Annotated in this window: 19 protein-coding genes; 9 read left to right on the plus strand and 10 right to left on the minus strand. The window is 73.0% G+C overall.

Annotation, left to right across the window (positions count from 1 at the left end; translation table 11 throughout):
* Positions 1–24: 24 nt before the first annotated feature.
* The 3 genes from ACZ6X9_RS26995 (at position 25) to ACZ6X9_RS27005 (ending at position 2,829) form a co-directional block, all read left to right on the plus strand.
* Entirely contained in the window at positions 25–972 is a 948-nt protein-coding gene (locus ACZ6X9_RS26995; RefSeq protein ID WP_469780598.1) for an aromatase/cyclase, read from the plus strand.
* Positions 973–1,032: 60 nt separating this feature from the next.
* On the plus strand, positions 1,033–2,520 hold the full coding sequence (locus ACZ6X9_RS27000) for an FAD-dependent monooxygenase (protein WP_469780599.1): 1,488 nt from the start codon (positions 1,033–1,035) through the stop codon (positions 2,518–2,520).
* Between the two features lie 84 nt (positions 2,521–2,604).
* Positions 2,605–2,829: a hypothetical protein gene (locus tag ACZ6X9_RS27005; protein WP_469780600.1), complete on the plus strand. Its 225-nt coding sequence runs from the start codon at positions 2,605–2,607 to the stop codon at positions 2,827–2,829.
* Positions 2,830–2,931: 102 nt separating this feature from the next.
* Here ACZ6X9_RS27005 and ACZ6X9_RS27010 read toward each other — a convergent pair whose 3' ends face one another.
* Both ACZ6X9_RS27010 and ACZ6X9_RS27015 read right to left on the minus strand, forming a co-directional pair.
* Positions 2,932–3,405: a hypothetical protein gene (locus ACZ6X9_RS27010; RefSeq protein ID WP_469780601.1), complete on the minus strand. Its 474-nt coding sequence runs from the start codon at positions 3,403–3,405 to the stop codon at positions 2,932–2,934.
* A 117-nt stretch (positions 3,406–3,522) separates the two neighbouring features.
* Complete coding sequence (locus tag ACZ6X9_RS27015) at positions 3,523–3,972, minus strand: hypothetical protein (protein WP_469780602.1); 450 nt, start codon at positions 3,970–3,972, stop codon at positions 3,523–3,525.
* 94 nt (positions 3,973–4,066) lie between these two features.
* On the opposite strand from ACZ6X9_RS27015, the gene ACZ6X9_RS27020 reads away from it, so the two are divergent.
* Entirely contained in the window at positions 4,067–5,584 is a 1,518-nt protein-coding gene (locus ACZ6X9_RS27020) for an MFS transporter (RefSeq protein WP_469780603.1), read from the plus strand.
* A gap of 107 nt (positions 5,585–5,691) precedes the next feature.
* Positions 5,692–6,327 carry a TetR/AcrR family transcriptional regulator gene (locus ACZ6X9_RS27025; protein ID WP_469780604.1) on the plus strand — a complete coding sequence of 212 codons (636 nt, stop codon included), beginning with the start codon at positions 5,692–5,694 and terminating at the stop codon, positions 6,325–6,327.
* 149 nt (positions 6,328–6,476) lie between these two features.
* Here ACZ6X9_RS27025 and mmuM read toward each other — a convergent pair whose 3' ends face one another.
* Positions 6,477–7,421, minus strand: a complete 945-nt coding sequence (mmuM, locus tag ACZ6X9_RS27030) for a homocysteine S-methyltransferase (RefSeq protein WP_469780605.1) — start codon at positions 7,419–7,421, stop codon at positions 6,477–6,479.
* Between the two features lie 12 nt (positions 7,422–7,433).
* On the minus strand, positions 7,434–8,357 hold the full coding sequence (locus ACZ6X9_RS27035) for an LLM class F420-dependent oxidoreductase (RefSeq protein WP_469780606.1): 924 nt from the start codon (positions 8,355–8,357) through the stop codon (positions 7,434–7,436).
* Between the two features lie 247 nt (positions 8,358–8,604).
* On the opposite strand from ACZ6X9_RS27035, the gene ACZ6X9_RS27040 reads away from it, so the two are divergent.
* A complete protein-coding gene (locus ACZ6X9_RS27040; protein WP_469780607.1) occupies positions 8,605–8,859 on the plus strand; it encodes a hypothetical protein in 255 nt (84 codons plus the stop codon).
* Between the two features lie 155 nt (positions 8,860–9,014).
* Here the strand turns inward: ACZ6X9_RS27040 and ACZ6X9_RS27045 are convergent, their stop codons facing one another.
* The 6 genes from ACZ6X9_RS27045 to ACZ6X9_RS27070 form a co-directional block, all read right to left on the minus strand.
* Complete coding sequence (locus ACZ6X9_RS27045) at positions 9,015–9,473, minus strand: DUF6099 family protein (protein ID WP_469780608.1); 459 nt, start codon at positions 9,471–9,473, stop codon at positions 9,015–9,017.
* Positions 9,474–9,590: 117 nt separating this feature from the next.
* Complete coding sequence (locus ACZ6X9_RS27050; RefSeq protein WP_469780609.1) at positions 9,591–9,983, minus strand: nucleotide pyrophosphohydrolase; 393 nt, start codon at positions 9,981–9,983, stop codon at positions 9,591–9,593.
* Complete coding sequence (locus ACZ6X9_RS27055) at positions 9,980–11,185, minus strand: AAA family ATPase (RefSeq protein ID WP_469780610.1); 1,206 nt, start codon at positions 11,183–11,185, stop codon at positions 9,980–9,982. The genes ACZ6X9_RS27050 and ACZ6X9_RS27055 overlap by 4 nt, the downstream gene beginning before the upstream one ends.
* Positions 11,186–11,208: 23 nt before the next feature.
* Positions 11,209–11,622 carry a cell division protein SepF gene (locus tag ACZ6X9_RS27060; protein ID WP_469780611.1) on the minus strand — a complete coding sequence of 138 codons (414 nt, stop codon included), beginning with the start codon at positions 11,620–11,622 and terminating at the stop codon, positions 11,209–11,211.
* A 161-nt stretch (positions 11,623–11,783) separates the two neighbouring features.
* Entirely contained in the window at positions 11,784–12,095 is a 312-nt protein-coding gene (locus tag ACZ6X9_RS27065; RefSeq protein WP_469780612.1) for an AzlD domain-containing protein, read from the minus strand.
* Complete coding sequence (locus ACZ6X9_RS27070) at positions 12,092–12,862, minus strand: AzlC family ABC transporter permease (protein WP_469780613.1); 771 nt, start codon at positions 12,860–12,862, stop codon at positions 12,092–12,094. Before ACZ6X9_RS27070 ends, ACZ6X9_RS27065 begins: the two co-directional genes overlap by 4 nt.
* Before the next feature lie 78 nt (positions 12,863–12,940).
* Here ACZ6X9_RS27070 and ACZ6X9_RS27075 point away from each other — a divergent pair, with 78 nt between their 5' ends.
* The 3 genes from ACZ6X9_RS27075 to ACZ6X9_RS27085 all read left to right on the plus strand — a co-directional run bounded on the left by ACZ6X9_RS27075 (position 12,941) and on the right by ACZ6X9_RS27085 (position 16,556).
* Positions 12,941–13,537, plus strand: a complete 597-nt coding sequence (locus ACZ6X9_RS27075; protein WP_469780614.1) for a helix-turn-helix domain-containing protein — start codon at positions 12,941–12,943, stop codon at positions 13,535–13,537.
* Positions 13,538–13,744: 207 nt separating this feature from the next.
* Positions 13,745–14,044, plus strand: a complete 300-nt coding sequence (locus ACZ6X9_RS27080) for a hypothetical protein (protein ID WP_469780615.1) — start codon at positions 13,745–13,747, stop codon at positions 14,042–14,044.
* Positions 14,045–14,924: 880 nt separating this feature from the next.
* A complete protein-coding gene (locus tag ACZ6X9_RS27085) occupies positions 14,925–16,556 on the plus strand; it encodes a translation initiation factor 2 (RefSeq protein WP_469780616.1) in 1,632 nt (543 codons plus the stop codon).
* Positions 16,557–16,593 lie beyond the last annotated feature (37 nt).

Raw genomic sequence — 16,593 nt, forward strand, 5'->3', positions numbered from 1 at the left:
ACCCGACCGAGCAAGGAGAAGAGCATGACGCAGCCGGAGTCCCGCGAGGTCGAGCACGAGATCACGGTGCTCGCGCCGGCCGCTGCCGTCTACCGTCTGATCGCCGAGGTGGAGAACTGGCCGCGGATCTTCCCGCCCACGGTGCACGTCGAGCATCTCGAGCGCGGCGAGCGGGAGGAACGCATCCGGATCTGGGCCACCGCCCAGGGCGAGGCGAAGAGCTGGACGTCCCGCCGCACCCTGGACCCGTCCGCGCTGCGCGTCGACTTCCGCCAGGAGGTCTCCACGCCGCCGGTGGGCGCGATGGGCGGGGCCTGGGTCATCGAGCCGCTGGGGGAGAACGAGTCGCGGGTGCGGCTGCTGCACGACTACCGGGCCGAGGACGACGACCCCGCGAAGCTGGAGTGGATCGACCAGGCCGTCGACCGCAACAGCCGCTCCGAACTGGCCTCGCTCAAGGCCAACGTCGAGGCGGCCGTGGGCGGCGGCGAGGACCTGCTGCTCTCCTTCGAGGACACCGTGCGGATCGAGGGCTCGGTCAAGGACGTCTACGACTTCCTCAACGAGGCCGACCACTGGTCGGAGCGCCTGCCGCACGTCGCCCGGGTCGGGCTGACCGAGGACACGCCCGGCCTGCAACTGCTGGAGATGGACACCCGTACCAAGGACGGCTCCACGCACACCACCCGGTCGGTGCGGGTGTGCTTCCCGCACGAACGGATCGTCTACAAGCAGATCGTCCTTCCGGCCCTCATGACCCTACACACCGGGTACTGGCGGCTGGAGGAGCGGGACGGCGGCGTCGCCGCGACCTCCCAGCACACGGTGGTGATCAACACCGAGAACATCACCAAGGTCCTGGGCGCCGAGGCCGGCCTGGAGGACGCGCGCCGGTTCGTCCGCACGGCGCTGAGCACCAACAGCACCGCCACCCTCGGACACGCCAAGGCGTATGCCGAGGCGCGGAGCTGAGGCGGCGCGCCGGAGCGGCGCGGAACGCGTCGTACCGCGACAACACCGGAAGAGGGAAGCATGGCAGGCGAGTTCGTGGAAACCCAGGTCGTCGTGGTCGGCGCGGGCCCGGTGGGGCTGCTGCTCGCCGGTGAACTGCGGCTCGGCGGCGCTGACGTGGTGGTACTGGAGCGGCTGACCGCGCCGACCACCGAGTCCCGGGCCTCCACGCTGCATGCCCGCACCATGGAACTCCTCGACCAGCGCGGATTCCTGGAGCCGCTGGGGATGCCGCCGAACGACGCCATGAGTCACTTCGGCGGCATCCCCCTCGACCTGGGCGGCCTCGACACCGCCTACCCGGGCCAGTGGAAGGTCCCCCAGGCCCGTACCGAGGAGCTCCTGCGGGAGTGGGCCGTGGGGCTGGGGGCCGAGGTGCGCCGGGGCCACGAGGTGCGGGGCGTCACCGAGACGGAGGGGTACGTCGAAGCGGAGGCCACCGGTCCCGCCGGCCCGGTCCGGGTCAGGGCGTCCTACCTCGTCGGGTGCGACGGCGAGGACAGTACGGTGCGGCGGCTGGCCGGGATCGGTTTCCCCGGCACGGACGCGACGAGGGAGCTCCTGCGGGCGGACGTCCTCGGTGTCGACGTGCGCGACCGGCGCTTCGAACGGCTCCCGGGCGGGCTGGCCATCGCGGCGACGCGGAACGGCGTCACCCGCGTCATGGTGCACGAGTTCGGCCGCCCCGCCGTCCGCCGGTCCGGCGCCCCGGAGTTCGCGGAGGTGGCGGCGGCCTGGCAGCGGGTCACCGGCGAGGACATCGGCGGTGGCACCCCCACGTGGGTGAACGCCTTCGGTGACACGTGCCGGCAGGCGAGCGCCTACCGCGCGGGCCGGGTCCTGCTGGCCGGCGACGCCGCCCACGCGCAGATGCCGGTGGGCGGGCAGGCCCTCAACCTCGGTCTGCAGGACGCGGCGAACCTCGGCTGGAAACTCGCCGCCGAGCTGCGCGGCCACGCGCCGAAGGGGCTGCTCGACACCTACGACGCCGAACGGCGCGCCGTGGGTGCCCGCGTCCTGACCAACATCCGGGCCCAGGCGCTGCTCCTGCTGGGCGGCCAGGAGGTGGAGGCCCTGCGGACAATTCTCGGCGAGCAGTTGGCGTACGCGGAGGTCCGCCGGCACCTCGGCGGCATGATCAGCGGTCTTGACGTGCGGTACGACGTGAACGCCGGCGCCGCCGACGACGCCGCGGATCCGACGCTCGGGGCACGGCTGCCGCACCTGCGGCTGCTCACCGAGGACGGGCCGACCACGTCCGCCGCGCTGCTCCGGAGCGGCCGGGGACTGCTGCTGGACCTGTCCGACGACGCCGGGCCCCGGGCCGAGGCCGCGAGCCGGGCGGACCGGGTGGACATCGTCACGGCCCGGCCCCGGCCGGGTGCGCCGGCACCGGACTTCACCGCTGCCCTGATCCGGCCGGACGGCTACGTCGTGTGGACGGACCGGGGGCCCGACGGGCCGGCGACGGCGCTGGACCGCTGGTTCGGCCCGCCGGAGCGGGACTGACGGGCCGGTCGGCCCACCGTTCCCGCGCCCACCCCAACTCGGAGCAACCACACGCACCATGAGAAAACGGGGGAAGGAAGCATCATGAAGAGGTACACCGAACATCTTCCGTCGCGGGCGGAGGCCGACCGGTCCGACGACCTGGCCGACACCACGCTGGCGGGGCTGGTCGCCCGGGCGTTCGCCGTGGCGGGCCGCCCGGCGTTCCCGCCCCGGCACGGCCCCGCCCGCCGGGACGTCCGGGCGACCCGCCCGCATCCCGTGGAACAGACGCCGAAGTCCGCCGGGGCGGGTGGGAGGCGGGCCTGAGGGGGTCCGGTTCCGTCGGCCAGCCCCGCCCCCTTTCCGGGGCGGGGCTGGCCGGCCGACGCGTGAACGGACCGGAACGGGCGGCGCCGCAGGGCCGCGAGCTCAGACGGCCGCCGGAGCGGTGACGCCCCCGCGCCGGAACGCCGCGCCGGTCACCAGCGCCGCCAGGACGACGGGCAGCACGGCGATCCCCGCGTTGTCCGGGCGGGCGGCCATCAGGAAGGTGGCGCCCAGCGTGAAGGCGGGCGTCCCCCACTGGACGGCGGCGAGGCCGGCGGCCGTCCGCGACCGCTCCGGGGCGGTGCCGCGCAGCGCGCGCAGGGTCCAGAGCGCCGCCGCGATGATGATCACGCAGGAGAACACCCCGGCGCCGACCCACGGCCCGCCGCGGAAACCGCGGCCCAGGAGCGCCCCGCCCGTCACGGCCACGACGACCGTGACCACCGGGATGGCGGCGACGACCGCCGTCGAGACATGAGGCCGGGCCTCCCGGGGATCGTTCACCAGCCTGCGCAGACGGGCGAGTTCGGCGCTCTGGACGCCCAGCAGGACGGTCAGGCCCAGCGCGAGCGTCACGTGGAGGGCCAGGAGTGCGGTATCGATGGTGTTCCCCTCGGTGCGGATGGGACGGCGCCACCCTCGGGGGTGGGTGGCGCCGTCCCCGTTCTCAGGCGCGAGCGTGGGCCGCGGCCACTACTTGTGGCAGTCGGGCGCCGAAACGCTCTTGCGGGTGGCCTCGGTGGTGGCGGCGGTCGTGCCGACCTGGTTGCCGGACGCGTCGTAGATCTTCGACACGCCGGAGCTGGTGTACTTGGGACCGTTCTGGATCGCGTCCTGGTCGATGGCGACCCAACCGCTCATCCCGGAACCGTCCTTGAACGTTTCCTTGATGGTGTACGTGAACTTCCGCGGACCGGTCTTCACCCACTCGCCACGCCCGACGCTCACCGGCGTCTCCAGGCAGACGGCGCCGTCCTTGCCGAAGGAGACGTCCATCGGGCTGGACTGGTCGTTGAACCTCACCGTGCCGGACCACACGCCCACCGGGCTGGTGGAGCACTCGGTTTCGGCACTGGCCACGCCGGTGGATGCGGCGAGCGCCAGCAGAGCACCGGCGATCACAGCGGTGTATTTGGTGTTCATGACACCACGCTAGATGACCTCCGCAGAAAAAACAACGCTTGTACACTTTCTTGGGGCCGCCCTCGCGGCCCTTCCGTCACGTGCTGGAGAACCCATGTCTAGCGACAGCCCCACCACCACGGCCCCCCGATCCGCCGAGCCCTCAACCGCGGTGAGCCACCCGGGACTTGCCCTGGCCGTCATCGCCTCCGCGCAGCTCATACTCGTGCTCGACAACACGATCATGAACATCGCGCTGCCCAGCATCCAGACCGACCTCGACATCTCGTCCTCGAACCTCGCCTGGGTCGTCAACGCCTACGCCCTGGCCTTCGGCGGCCTGATGCTGCTCGGCGGGCGGGCCGGCGACCTCTACGGCCGCCGCCGGGTCTTCCGGTTCGGTCTCGTCGTCTTCACCCTCGCCTCGCTGCTCGGCGGCCTCGCCCCCAACGAGGCCACGCTGCTGGGCGCGCGCGTGCTGCAGGGCGTGGGCGCCGCCATCGCCTCGCCGACGGCCCTGTCCCTGATCGCGACGACCTTCCCCGAAGGCAAGGAACGCAACCGGGCGTTGGGCGTCTATGCCGCCATGGCAGGCGTCGGCTCCGCCCTCGGGCTCATGCTCGGCGGTGTGCTCACCGACTACCTCAACTGGCGGTGGGTCCTCTTCGTCAACGTCCCGATCGGGCTCCTCGTCGTCCTCGGCACCAGGTTCCTGGGCGAGGCCAACCGGGACAACGGCCGCCTGGACGTCCCCGGCGCGATCACCGCCACCGCCGGCATGGTCTCCCTCGTCTACGCCATCACCCGCGGTGGCGAGGACGGCTGGACCGACGGCGTCACCATCGCGTTCTTCGTCGCCGCCGCCGTCCTGCTCAGCGTGTTCCTCTTCACCCAGGCGCGGGTCGCCCAGCCGATGATGCCGCTGCGCCTGCTGCGGGACCGCAACCGCGCGGGCTCGTACGCCACCATGCTGCTCGTCGGCGTCGGCATGTTCTCCACCTTCTACTTCCTCACGCTGTACATGCAGCAGATCCTCGACTACAGCCCGGTCAAGACCGGGTTCGCGTACCTGCCCTTCACCTTCGGCATGGGCGTCTCCGCCGGCTTCCTCGGCGCCAAGCTCGTCGCCTTCGTCCCGCCGCGGGCCGTCGTGGCGCCCGGCGCCCTGATCGGGGCGGGCGGGCTGCTCTGGTTCAGCACCCTGGACGCGTCGTCCTCGTACACCACCCACCTGATGCCGGCCATGTTCGTCACCTCGCTGGGACTCGGACTGTGCCTGGTGCCGCTGACGCTGGGCGCGGTCCGCGGCGTCGGCGAACACGACGCGGGCATCGCCTCCGGACTCCTGGACGCCTCCCAGCAGGTCGGCGGCGCCCTCGGCCTCGCGGCGCTGTCCACCGTCGCGACCACGGTCTCCGACGACAAGCTGCCGCACGCCGGCGCCGCGTTCTTCCGGGGCGTCGCCAGTCACGACTTCGGACTCGTCGAGCGCGCCAAGGAGGCCCTGACCGACGGCTACACGGCGTCCTTCACGGCGGGCGCCATGGTGCTCGTCGGCGCCGCGCTGATCGTGGTCCTGGCGGTCAACGCCAAGAAGCCGGAGCCCGGCGAGATCCACCCGCCCGTGGTCTGACGGACACCCCGCCGGCCGGGGCCGCCGCCTGCCGTGCGCCGCCGCACCGCCCCGGGGCGGTGCGGCACGCCAGTACGATGCAGAGCGGAAAGCGGAAGGAGACCGAGATGACCAGCGCCGATACGGCGTTCACGACGTCCGGGGAAGAGCGGCCGGACGACGGCCCCGAGGGCACCGGCCGGCCCGAACGCAAGGGTGAACGCACCCGTCGGCGCATCCTCCAGGCCGCCCGCGGCCAGTTCGCCCGGTTCGGCTACGAGCGCGCCACCATCCGCGGCATCGCGGCCGCCGCCGACGTGGACAAGTCGTCGGTCATCAACTACTTCGGCACCAAGCAGGCGCTGTTCCGCGAGGCCGTCCACTTCTCCATCCCCATCGACGAACTGACCACGGACGACCCCAGCCGCACCGTGGAGAACTACCTGCGGGGCATGCTGGGCACCTGGGCGGCCGACCCCGACAGCCCCATGGCGGTCCTCATGCGCGCCAGCATGACCAGCGACGAGGCGGCCGATCTCCTGCGCCGCCACGTCACCGCCGAGGCCGTGGACCAGGTGGCCGCGAACATGGACGCGCCCGACGCGCGGCTGCGGGCGGGCCTCTTCGCGGCGATCATGATGGGCATCGCCACCCAGCGCTACGTCCTCTGCCTGCCGGACGTCGCCGAGGCCGACCTGGAGGACGTGCTGCGCATCGCCACCCCGGTCGTACGCAGCCTGATCGCGCCGACGGAAACGCAGTAGCCCGTACCGCTCCCGCGGCGGGACCGGTATCGCGGCGGAGGCCACGCCGCGCCGGGTTCCGTGCTGCGGCGGGGTCCGTGCTGTGGCGGGGTCCGTACCGAACAACGGGGTCCGTACCGAACGGCGGGGTGCATACCGTGGCGGCGTTCTTACCGAACGGCGGGGGCCCCACCCCCTTCTTCCCTCCCCCGCCCTTCCATCCGGGCGGCCAGCTCCGCGATGCGGTCCGGCCCGACGCGGCAGCAGCCGCCGACCAGCCGCGCCCCCGCGGCCACCCAGGCCTCCGCCAGGCCGGGATCGAAGGCGGACCGCCCCCGCCACCGCCGCGCCTCGTCGTCCCACCCCTCCCCACTGTTCGGATACACCACGACCGGCTTCCCGGTCACCCGCGCCGCGACCCGCACGGCGTCCTCCACCTCGCCCGGCTCGCAGCAGTTGACGCCCACGGCGACGACCTGGTCGCTCCCGGCGGCGAGCGCGAACGCCTCCGCCAGCGGCTGCCCGGCCCGGGTCCGCCCGCCGGCGCAGCCGTACGACAGCCAGACCGGCACCCCGCATCCACGCACGGCCCGCAGCAGGGCCCGCCCCTCGTCGGCGTCCGGCACCGTCTCCAGTGCCAGGACGTCCGGCCCGGCCGCGGCCAGCACCTCGATCCGCGGCCGGTGGAAGCGCTCCAGCTCCGCCACCCCCAGCCCGTACCGACCCCGGTACTCGCTGCCGTCAGCGAGCATCGCCCCGTACGGGCCGACGGAGGCGGCGACCCACACTTCCCGCTCCCCCTCGGCCGCCGCCCGCCGCGCCAGTTCGACGCCGCGCCGCAACAGCCCGGCCGTCTCCTCCCGGCCGACACCCCGCCGGGCGAACCCCTCGAAGGTGGCCTGGTAGCCGGCGGTGATCAGCACCTGGGCCCCCGCCCGCACATACGCCGCGTGTGCCCGCTCGATCTGTGCCGGATCGTCCGCCAGCAACCGGGCCGACCAGAGCGCGTCGGACAGGTCGCAGCCCTGCGCCTCCAACTGGTTGGACAGGCCGCCGTCAAGGACGAGCGGTCCGCGCGCGAGCGCGGCGGTGAACGATGTGCGGGGTGGGGTCATGGCGGATGGTCCTCAGCCCAACTGTGCCTGTACCTCGGCGGAGATGAGCTCCAGATGGTCGAGGTCGTCCAGGTCCAGGATCTGGAGGTAGACCCGGGAAGCGCCGATCTCCGCGTACCGCCCGATCTTGTCGATCACCTCGGCGGGGGACCCCGCCAGGCCGTTGGCCTTCAGCTCGTCGACCTCCCGTCCGATGGCCGCGGCGCGCCGCGCCACCTCGGCGTCGTTCTTGCCCACGCACACCACCAGGGCGTTGGAGTACACCAGGTCGTCCGGCTTCCGGCCCGCTTCCTCCGCCGCCGCCCGCACCCGGCCGAACTGCCGCTCGCTGTCCGCCACGGACGCGAAGGGGACGTTGAACTCGTCCGCGTAGCGGGCCGCGAGCCGCGGCGTCCGGGACGCCCCCAGACCACCGATCAGCACCGGGACCCTGGCCTGCGCCGGCTTGGGCAGCGCCGGGGAATCGGTCAGCCGGTAGTGCTTCCCCTCGAAGTCGAACGTCGCGCCCACCTCCGTTTCCCACAGTCCCGTGACGATCGCGAGCTGTTCCTCCAGGCGTGCGAACTTCTCCTTGGGAAAGGGGATGCCGTACGCCGTGTGCTCCGCCTCGTACCAGCCGGCGCCCAGCCCCAGCTCGACGCGACCGCCCGACATCGCGTCGACCTGCGCCACCTGGATGGCCAGCACGCCCGGAAGCCGGAAAGTGCCCGCGGTCATCAGCGTCCCGAGCCGGATCCGCCGGGTCTCCCGGGCCAGCCCGGCCAGGGTGATCCAGGCGTCGGTGGGCCCGGGGAGTCCGTCGGAGGAGCCCATGGCCAGGTAGTGGTCGGAGCGGAAGAAGGCGTCGAAGCCGAGGTCTTCGGTGGCCTTGGCGACGGTGAGGAGGGTGTCGTAGCTCGCCCCTTGCTGGGGCTCGGTGAAGATGCGCAGGTCCATACGCCCCATCCTGCACCTTCGAACACAGGTCAACGCACGGCCCCCGCACCGCCGCACCGGCCCCTGTCGGGTGAATCTCCCCGGCTCGCGCCGACCGTCCGGGCACCGGCCAGTGTCCGTCCCGCACGGTGATCGTTGGCTTCGGCGGAGCCGGACCACCCGGCTCGCGCACCGGTTTCACCCGCCGGAGACGACGACCGCGATACCGCTCCTCCGCCCGGGAGGAGCCCAGGGCCGAGGAGGCCATATGCACCAGGAAGCCGTGCCCGCCGAGGCGGTGCCCCACCCCCAGGCCGATTCCCCACGCCAGGACCCACCCAAGGGCCTGCTGCAACAGATGGAGGAGCTGATGGCGGCGCTGGACGCCGACCTGTCGCGGCTCGACGCCGACCTGCAGTCCTCGGCCGAGAAGCCCGCGTCTTCGCATGGCTGCCAGGGCTCCCGGGATTCGCTGGAGTCCCACGACTCCCGGCACTCCGACGAGGAAGCCGCCGGCGGCTGAGCCTCCGGGCACCGAAACGACCACCGGAGCGGCAACCGGACCGGACACCGTGACGAGGCCCGGACCGAATCCCCGACCGGCCCCCGGGCCGGATCGTCGGCCGCGCCTCTTGCCGTACCCCTTGTCACACCCTTCGCCGTATCCCGCGCCGTACTTCACGCGGCGCCCCCTCTCTCCCGGAGGGCGAGCCGTCTCAGCAGCCCGCCCACCCGGTCCCCGGTCTCGTCGGCCGCGTCGATGGCCTCGATGCACTGCCAGTAGAGGCCGTCCTCTTCGCAGGCACAGGCCACGCCTACCAAGGCGATCCCCACGTCACCGAGGAGCGCGGCGAGCTCCGTCAGCACCCCCCAGGGGTCGCGGACGGCCGAGAGACGCGCCGCGCGTAAGCCTCCGGAGCGCAGCGCGACCTGCCGCAGCGCCCCGGAGGCCCGGCCGCCGGCCTCGCTCAGCCCGCACGCCGCGGCCCGCGCCTCGAAGGGACCGTGTGCGGCCAGATGACCACCCACAGCCTGGGCCAAGGCTTGGGTCTGCCATGCCTCGGCGACGATGTCCTGCATCGACCTGGCTTCGGCCAGGGCGAGCCGGGTGGCCTCGATCAACCGCAGTGCGTCCATTGCCGGTCCCCCAGTTTCCGCCTGTGCGCTCTCACTACCCAGAGTGATGACTAACCGCCGGAAAAGCCAGGGGAATTCAGAAATCTGTGGATACCAAATCGGCTGTGGACAACTCAATCACTCCGGAGAGTGACGATTCGGCGAACCCTGACGCGTGTTCGACCCCTCCCCCGCTACCGGAAACCGTCGCTCGTTCCTCTCGATCTTGGCGGCCAACGCGGCCGCCGCGTCCACCCCCAACACGTCGCAGAACTGGAGGAGATAGGCGAGCACGTCCGCGACCTCGTCCTTCACCCGCTCCGCCGTCCCGGCGTCCGTCATCACGCGCACGGACTCCTCGGGCGTCAGCCACTGGAAGATCTCCAGCAGTTCGGACGCCTCGACGCTGAGCGCCGCGGCGAGGTTCTTGGGCGTGTGGAAGGGCTGCCAGTCGCGCGCGGCGGCGAAGTCCGCCAGTCGGCGCCGCAGGGTGTCGAGGTCAGGGGAGGACGCGTGGTGCTCGGTGGTCATGCCTCCAGGTCTACCATCGAGACCCCAGGCACCTCCGATGCCACCTCCGCTACCTCTCGTCGCACCGTGCCCACCAGCCTGATGTGCCCCCGCTCGCACATGCGAGCCGCGAGCTCCAGCAACTCCCTTGCCTGGCACGGGTCGAGACACCGGTCGAAGCCGTCCGCCAGCACCGTGAGCGTCTGCAGGGCGGGCAGCACCTCGGCGGCGGGCTCCACCGCGAGCACGTCCGGTCCTGTCAGCAGTACCAAGCACAGGGCCAGGTAGCGCAGTTCGCCGTCCCCGAGCCGTTCCAGCGGCGTCGCGGCTCCCGCGCCCCGCGCCAGGACCGCCCGCACGAACCCGCCGTCCAGCCCCCGCGCCTCCACCCCTTCGACCGGGCCGCGGCACCCCGCGTCCGCCGCCTTCACCAGGACCGCGTGCCGGATCGAGCATTCGCTCGCCGTGCGGCCGAGCACGGCGGCAACGTTGTCACACGCACCGCGCAGCCGGCCGTCCCGGGCCGCCACGGGCATCCGCATCAGCTCCGGCCGGGGATCACAGGGAAAAACCGACCGCAGGGCGACGACCACCTGCTCCGCCGCGTCGAGGACCAGCCGCTGGCCGGCCGTCTTCCCCGCCACCCGCAGCGGCAGCAGCGCGGTGCCCAGCCGGTCGTCCGGCAGGGGCGCCCGGGTGACCGGGACCGCCCCGGCGGTGTGCCAGGCCGCCTCCACCGAAGGCAGTCCCGGATCGCGCAGCGCCGTGGACAGCAGCGTCCGTCCGGCGCCGGTCAGCCGTTCGCCGACCACCCGCACCTCCGGTTCCGCCTGGACGGCCAGGTCCAGCCGCACCGGCCCGACGGGCCCGTCGACCGTGCAGCCGATGCGGAAGCCGCGGCGCCCCTGCGTGTCCGGGCGCGCCCGGTCCGGGACGCACGCCGGGGCGCCGCCCGCCACCGGCGCGAGCGCCTCGGTGAGCCCGTCACCGCCCGCGAGCCGGGCCAGCACCTCGTACGCCTGGAGCACACTCGACTTTCCGCTGCCGCTGGCACCCCGGAAAAGGGTCAGCGGGGCCAGCGTGAAGGTGGCGTTGCGGTGCGACTTGAAAGCGGAAAGTCTCAGTTCGGTGACGGCGGGACGCCGGGGCGGAGGTGTGGCGACGGGCCGGACGGCGGGTGCGTCACGCGCCTGTGCGACCGGGCCGTGGGATGTGACGGACATGCCCGGACCGTATGGTGCGATGATCAGCCAAACCGTTTCAGCCTGTCGTTCTTCCTACGATCGGAGTACGTCGAGGCGACCTCCGTCCCCTCGGGTGCCAGCAGGAACACATTGGTGTCGACGCGGTGCATGCCACTGCTCAGCCCGAACACGACGCCGCTCGAGAAGTCGAGGATGCGCTTGGCGACGTCGGTGTCGGCGCTGGTGAGGTCGAGGAGCACGGGCGTTCCGTTGATCAGGTGCTCCGCCACGTCACGGGCGTCCGCGAAGATCTGCACCCGGAGGACCACGAGTTTCCGCTGGTTCGGTTCCGTCTCCGGCTCCTCCTCGGGGAGCGACCGGTGGTTGGACCAGGACGGCCAGGTGTGATGACCGCGCAAGGGCACGACCTCGGCCAGCCCCTCCCACTGCTCGTCGGTGGCCTCTGACCTGTTCACCGGATCACCCCTCCGGGGAACGCGCTGGTTATGTACATCCGGCGATTCTAGGGAAAAGGGCGCCTCCATTCGGCCCAATGACACGCGCGGCACGTCGTCCGACGTCGCGAGAGGCCCCCTGGAGCCCCCTCCCCCGTGCCCAGGCAGGCATCTTCCGTCCCTCAACTCACCCCGAGCAACCGGAGTGACGCGGTCGTGGCCGCTGCTGCCACCACCACGATCAGGAACGAAACCTTCCGAAGCGCCAGCGCGGCGCCCACGAGGACGCCCGCGGGACGCGCCCAGCCCGCGAAACCGTGACCGGCCGTCAGGGCCGACACAGCCGCCATGGCACACAGCAGAACCGTCGCCGAGGCCGACAGCGCGGCGCGAACGCGCCCCGACGGCTCGAACCGGCTGTGCAGGAGGGGACCGGCGACGCGGAGGAGGTACGTGCCGACGGCGAGGGCCAAAATGGTCCAGAGGATCGTCATCGCCGCTCACCCGACGCCGAGTCGGAGGCGTTCGGCTCGGTGCCTCTCACCGGGCCGCCGCCTGCCGGGCGGTCGGAGGTGGCACCAGGGTCTCGCTCAAAGGGGGACGCTACGGCGCTCCGGGCCGGCGCGGGGGCTTTCCACCATGCCGCCGGCAGCCCGAGAAGAGCAAGCAGGACCGGCACCCCGCTCGGCAGGAAGGGGGCGGCGACCAGCGCCACCGCCACCCCGGCCACCGCGGCACGCCGCGGACCCGGTTGGCGCAACGCGGGCAGCACCAGGGCCAGCAGGACCATGGGTTCGGCAGCGTCGAGCCCCAGAGCACGCGCGTCACCCACCGCCCGGCCGGCCAGAGCGCCGAGGAGGGTACCCGCGTTCCAGGTGACGAACAGGACGCACCCGCCGGCGAAGTAGGCGGCCCGGCGCCGTGCGGGGTCCCGTTCGGCCCGGGCGAACGCGACCGTCTGGTCGACCATCAGGTGACTGCCCAGCAGTCGGGCCGGCCGGCGCAGCGCCAGCACGTCGGCGATCGTCAGGCCGTACACCAGCAGGCGCGCGTTGAGCACGAGTCCGGCGGTCACCGCGGCGACGGCCCCTCCCCCGCCCAGCACAATGTCGAGGGTGGCGAACTGCGCCCCGCCGGCGAACACCGTCAGGGACATGAGCACCGGCACCCAGGCAGGCTGTCCGGCCGCGACGGCGATGGCACCGAACGAGGCGCCCACCACACCCAACGCCGCACCTACCGCCCCTGTGTTCCGCACCACGGAGCGATCAAGTGTTCTCCAGAGCGAACGCATGGTCGCTAGAGTGAACGCGGAAGCAGCGTTCGTCAAGGAGAACAAGTGGACCGTTACAGCGAACGCCCCTCGGGGAGCCGATCGGATCGCACCGCCCGTCCGCCGCTGGCCCGCATCGCCGCTTCGATCCGGACCGAACGCGAGCATCTCGACATGTCGCTGTCGGAACTGGCCAAGCGTGCCGGGATCGCCAAGTCCACGCTGTCGCAACTGGAGTCGGGCACGGGCAATCCGAGCGTCGAGACGCTGTGGGCGCTCAGCGTGGCCCTGGACGTTCCGTTCAGCAGACTCGTCGACCCGCCCCGGCCCCGCGTGACCGTGCTCCGCCTCGGCGAGGGTGCCGCCGTCCCGTCGGAGCACGCCGACTACACCGTGACCCTCCTGGCCTCCTGCCCGCCCCACGCCCGCCGGGACCTCTACCTCCTCCAAGTGGAGCCGGGCGCCCCCAAGGCGTCCGACCCCCACTCGCCCGGGACGATGGAGCACGCCGTGGTCGCGTCGGGGAGGGCCCTGATCGGACTCAGCGACGAGCCGCTGGAACTCGGCCCCGGCGACTACATCAGCTATCCGGGGGACGTCCCGCACATCTGCCAGGCGCTGGAAGCCGGCACGACCATCGTCGTGGCCATGGAACACGTCTGAGGCGCGACCCGCCCCGCGCGAGGCGCCCGCCTCCTGGCACCTTCCGGCGAGGGCGGGCACGTCGGTACAGAGCTGCCGGCGCGGCGCCATCGCGGGACAGAGAGGCCGCCTCACCCTAAGGAGGGAATGCGCATAGAGTAGTTGAGCGATTACGATGCGTTCATGTCTCGGTGGGGTCCCGCACGCACACGGCCTGTCCTGCAGGCCGTGACCGCCGTGCTGGTCTCGCTGCTGCTGGTGCTGTCCGGCGGGGATCCCGCCCTCGCGGCGGGCGACCGGGGACGGGAGGAGAGCTCCGCCTCCACGGAGTTCGACCTGTCCGACGACCGCACGGCGGACGCGGTCGCCCCGGAGGACGCAGTGACCAGCGTGCAACACCGGCACCGCGCCGGGCGGCCCGCCCTCACCGCGCCTGCCACCACCACGCCCGACGGTCCGGCCGCCCGGCCCCACCCCCCGTCCTCGCTCCCGGCCCGGCCCGCGCGGAACGCCGTCCTGCGCTGCTGAGGTGACCCGCGCCGCCCCGCCCGCCGTAGGGCGGCGCCGCCGCGTCCCTCCACCATCGGCAAGAGAGCAGAGACGTCATGCCGCTCGACCCCGCGCGGGCCGTGAGCGCCTACATGCGCGCCCAGGCGTACCGCGATCAGATCCGCCCACATTCCGCCGACTCCCCTTCCGTGTCCGACAGTTCCACGGCTCCCTGCCCTCCCTCCCGTTCCGCTTCCCGCGCGGATGCCGAGGCTCCGCGTGCGGGTTCCGGGCCTCAGGTTCCGTCCCGGCATCCGGTCACCGCGCGGCACGCGCCGGAGCTCGCCGCGGAGACACGCGCTCCCCACCCGGAACCGGCGCTTTCGTTCGCCGAGTTGACAACAGGGCGTCCGGATCGACTCCCGGCCCGGCCGTTCGCCCGCGCCCTCGCCTTCCTGCGCCGGCTGCGCACCGCTTCGGACTCCGCACCGGTCATCCCCGCCACCGCTTCCGGTTCACCACCCTGCGGACCGCCGCAGCGGGAGCCGTCGCGGTACGCCCGATAGAAGAACCGTTCCTTCACCTGGGCAACCCGTGGCCACCTGGGCAACCCGTGGCTCGCCTCCCCCGGTTTCCCCGTCGCGACGACCGCCGCGACGGGGAAACCGGAAGGAGGAGCCCACCCGCCAGTACGATCGCGGTCATGCACACCGGACCACTGACTGGCTTTTCGGCATCGATACAGGCGATTTGCCCCCTTTGGGGGCGCGCAGTACGATGACAAGCTTTAGGCAGCGGGCAGCGGGCAGCGGGCAGCGGGCAGCGGGCAGCGGGCAGCGGGCAGCGGGCAGCGGGCAGCGGGCAGCGGGCAGCGGGCAGCGGGCAGCGGGAGGCCGGAGGTCCGGGGTCGGAGGCGTGTGTGCTGTTCGCCGTCCGCTCGGCCGGCGCGTTGCACCGGCTTCTGGACGTCCTGCCGGTCTTCGACGGTGACAGGCGCATCACCGTCCGTTGCACCCTCGTCCCCGGTTCGGACTTCGACGTGGATGCCCTCGCCGCCCTGGATCGTTCCGACGCCCGTCTCGTCACCTGGGATGACGCCCGCTCCCGCGCCCACGGCCTGGTCCTGACCGCGAGCCCCAAGGGCCCGATCCGCGTCCTGTCCGGCCCGCGCGTGCTGCTCCCGCACGGCGCCGGGTTCAACAAGGCGATAGCGTCGGAGGGTTCACCGCGGCTGCCGTCCGGCCTCGACCCGCACTTCCTGCTCGCCGACGGCAGGCCCTGGGCCGCCCTGCACGCACTCGCACACGGCGACCAGCTCGACCGCCTCGCCGAGCACTGTCCACCGGCCGCCGCCCGGGCCACGGTCGTGGGCGACCCGACCCTGGACCGCCTCCTCGCTTCACTCCCCCACCGGGACGACTACCGCGCCGCCCTCGGCACCGGAGAACGCCGCCTCATCGCCCTCACCTCCACCTGGGGTGACGAGTCGCTGCTGGCCCGGCGGCCCGAGCTGCCCGCCGCGCTCGCGCGCGTCCTGCCCCACGACGCGTACCAGCTCGCGCTCGTCCTGCACCCCAACGAGCACAGCAGGCTGGGCGCGTACGACCTCTCCCGGCACCTGGCGCCCGCCCTGCGCGCGGGCGTCGTCCTGGCGGAACCGTACGAGGAATGGGCCGCCCTTCTCGTCGCCTGCGACGCCGTGATCACCGACCACGGCTCCACGGCCCTCTACGCCGCCGCCCTCGGACGGCCCGTCGTCGGCGCCTACGACGGTGGCACCGAGCTCATACCGGGCACCCCGATGGCCGCGCTGCTCGCCCAAGCGCCCCGGCTGACGGACCCCGCCGGCCTGGCGGAGGCTCTGCGGGCGGCCGCGGAACAGGACGTGCGCAAGTGCGCCGACGCCGCGTTCGACCTGCCGGGCGAGTCGCTGCCCCGCCTCCGTGACGAGCTCTACCGGCTCCTCGGGTTGCGACCGCCGTCCGCCCCCGCCCGGCCGCGCGCCCTCCCGGCTCCGAAGGGGCGCGCGGTACCGGCCGGCCCCACGGCCTGCGCGGTGCGCGCCCAGGTGACCGGCCACCACGTCGTCATCGAACGCTTCCCCGCCGACACCACTCTGCCCACGCACCATCTGGCCGCCGAGTTCCCGCACGCCGGAGTCCGGGAGACGCAGAGCGCGGCGGTGTTGTGGCGCCGCGCCCGGCCCGCCTCCGACGCCCCGCATTCGAGTACCTGGACGGCGGGCGGCTGGACGGCCCGGATGCTGAACGAGGCACCGTACTGCCGTACCGCGGCCGCGATCGTCACACCGGAGCGGTGCCTGCTGCGACACCGCTCCGCCGGAACGTTCCGCGTCCACGTCGAGCCGCACCGGACGGGCGGCCGGATACTGCGTGCGGATCCGGCGGCGGTGGTGTCGGCGATCCACTCATGGCTGGGCACCCGACCCGTACCGCCGCTTCCGGCCACGCTGGTGTGCGACGTCGGCCCGTTCGCCGTCCGGGCGGTCCTGGAGCCCGCCGAAGAAGCGGACCTCGACGAGGAGCTGTGACGTGCGGGCGGCGCTCTCGTACGACGCCCCGCCGACT

The organism is Streptomyces sp. NPDC052910 (assembly GCF_055585605.1).

Excerpts from the sequence above, each read along its gene's own strand:
- ACZ6X9_RS26995 (WP_469780598.1), top strand. The coding sequence starts at position 25 with ATGACGCAGCCGGAGTCCCGCGAGGTCGAGCACGAGATCACGGTGCTC.
- ACZ6X9_RS27000 (WP_469780599.1), top strand. The coding sequence starts at position 1,033 with ATGGCAGGCGAGTTCGTGGAAACCCAGGTCGTCGTGGTCGGCGCGGGC.
- ACZ6X9_RS27005 (WP_469780600.1), top strand. The coding sequence starts at position 2,605 with ATGAAGAGGTACACCGAACATCTTCCGTCGCGGGCGGAGGCCGACCGG.
- ACZ6X9_RS27015 (WP_469780602.1), bottom strand. The coding sequence starts at position 3,972 with ATGAACACCAAATACACCGCTGTGATCGCCGGTGCTCTGCTGGCGCTC.
- ACZ6X9_RS27020 (WP_469780603.1), top strand. The coding sequence starts at position 4,067 with ATGTCTAGCGACAGCCCCACCACCACGGCCCCCCGATCCGCCGAGCCC.
- ACZ6X9_RS27025 (WP_469780604.1), top strand. The coding sequence starts at position 5,692 with ATGACCAGCGCCGATACGGCGTTCACGACGTCCGGGGAAGAGCGGCCG.
- mmuM (WP_469780605.1), bottom strand. The coding sequence starts at position 7,421 with ATGACCCCACCCCGCACATCGTTCACCGCCGCGCTCGCGCGCGGACCG.
- ACZ6X9_RS27035 (WP_469780606.1), bottom strand. The coding sequence starts at position 8,357 with ATGGACCTGCGCATCTTCACCGAGCCCCAGCAAGGGGCGAGCTACGAC.
- ACZ6X9_RS27040 (WP_469780607.1), top strand. The coding sequence starts at position 8,605 with ATGCACCAGGAAGCCGTGCCCGCCGAGGCGGTGCCCCACCCCCAGGCC.
- ACZ6X9_RS27045 (WP_469780608.1), bottom strand. The coding sequence starts at position 9,473 with ATGGACGCACTGCGGTTGATCGAGGCCACCCGGCTCGCCCTGGCCGAA.
- ACZ6X9_RS27050 (WP_469780609.1), bottom strand. The coding sequence starts at position 9,983 with ATGACCACCGAGCACCACGCGTCCTCCCCTGACCTCGACACCCTGCGG.
- ACZ6X9_RS27055 (WP_469780610.1), bottom strand. The coding sequence starts at position 11,185 with ATGTCCGTCACATCCCACGGCCCGGTCGCACAGGCGCGTGACGCACCC.
- ACZ6X9_RS27065 (WP_469780612.1), bottom strand. The coding sequence starts at position 12,095 with ATGACGATCCTCTGGACCATTTTGGCCCTCGCCGTCGGCACGTACCTC.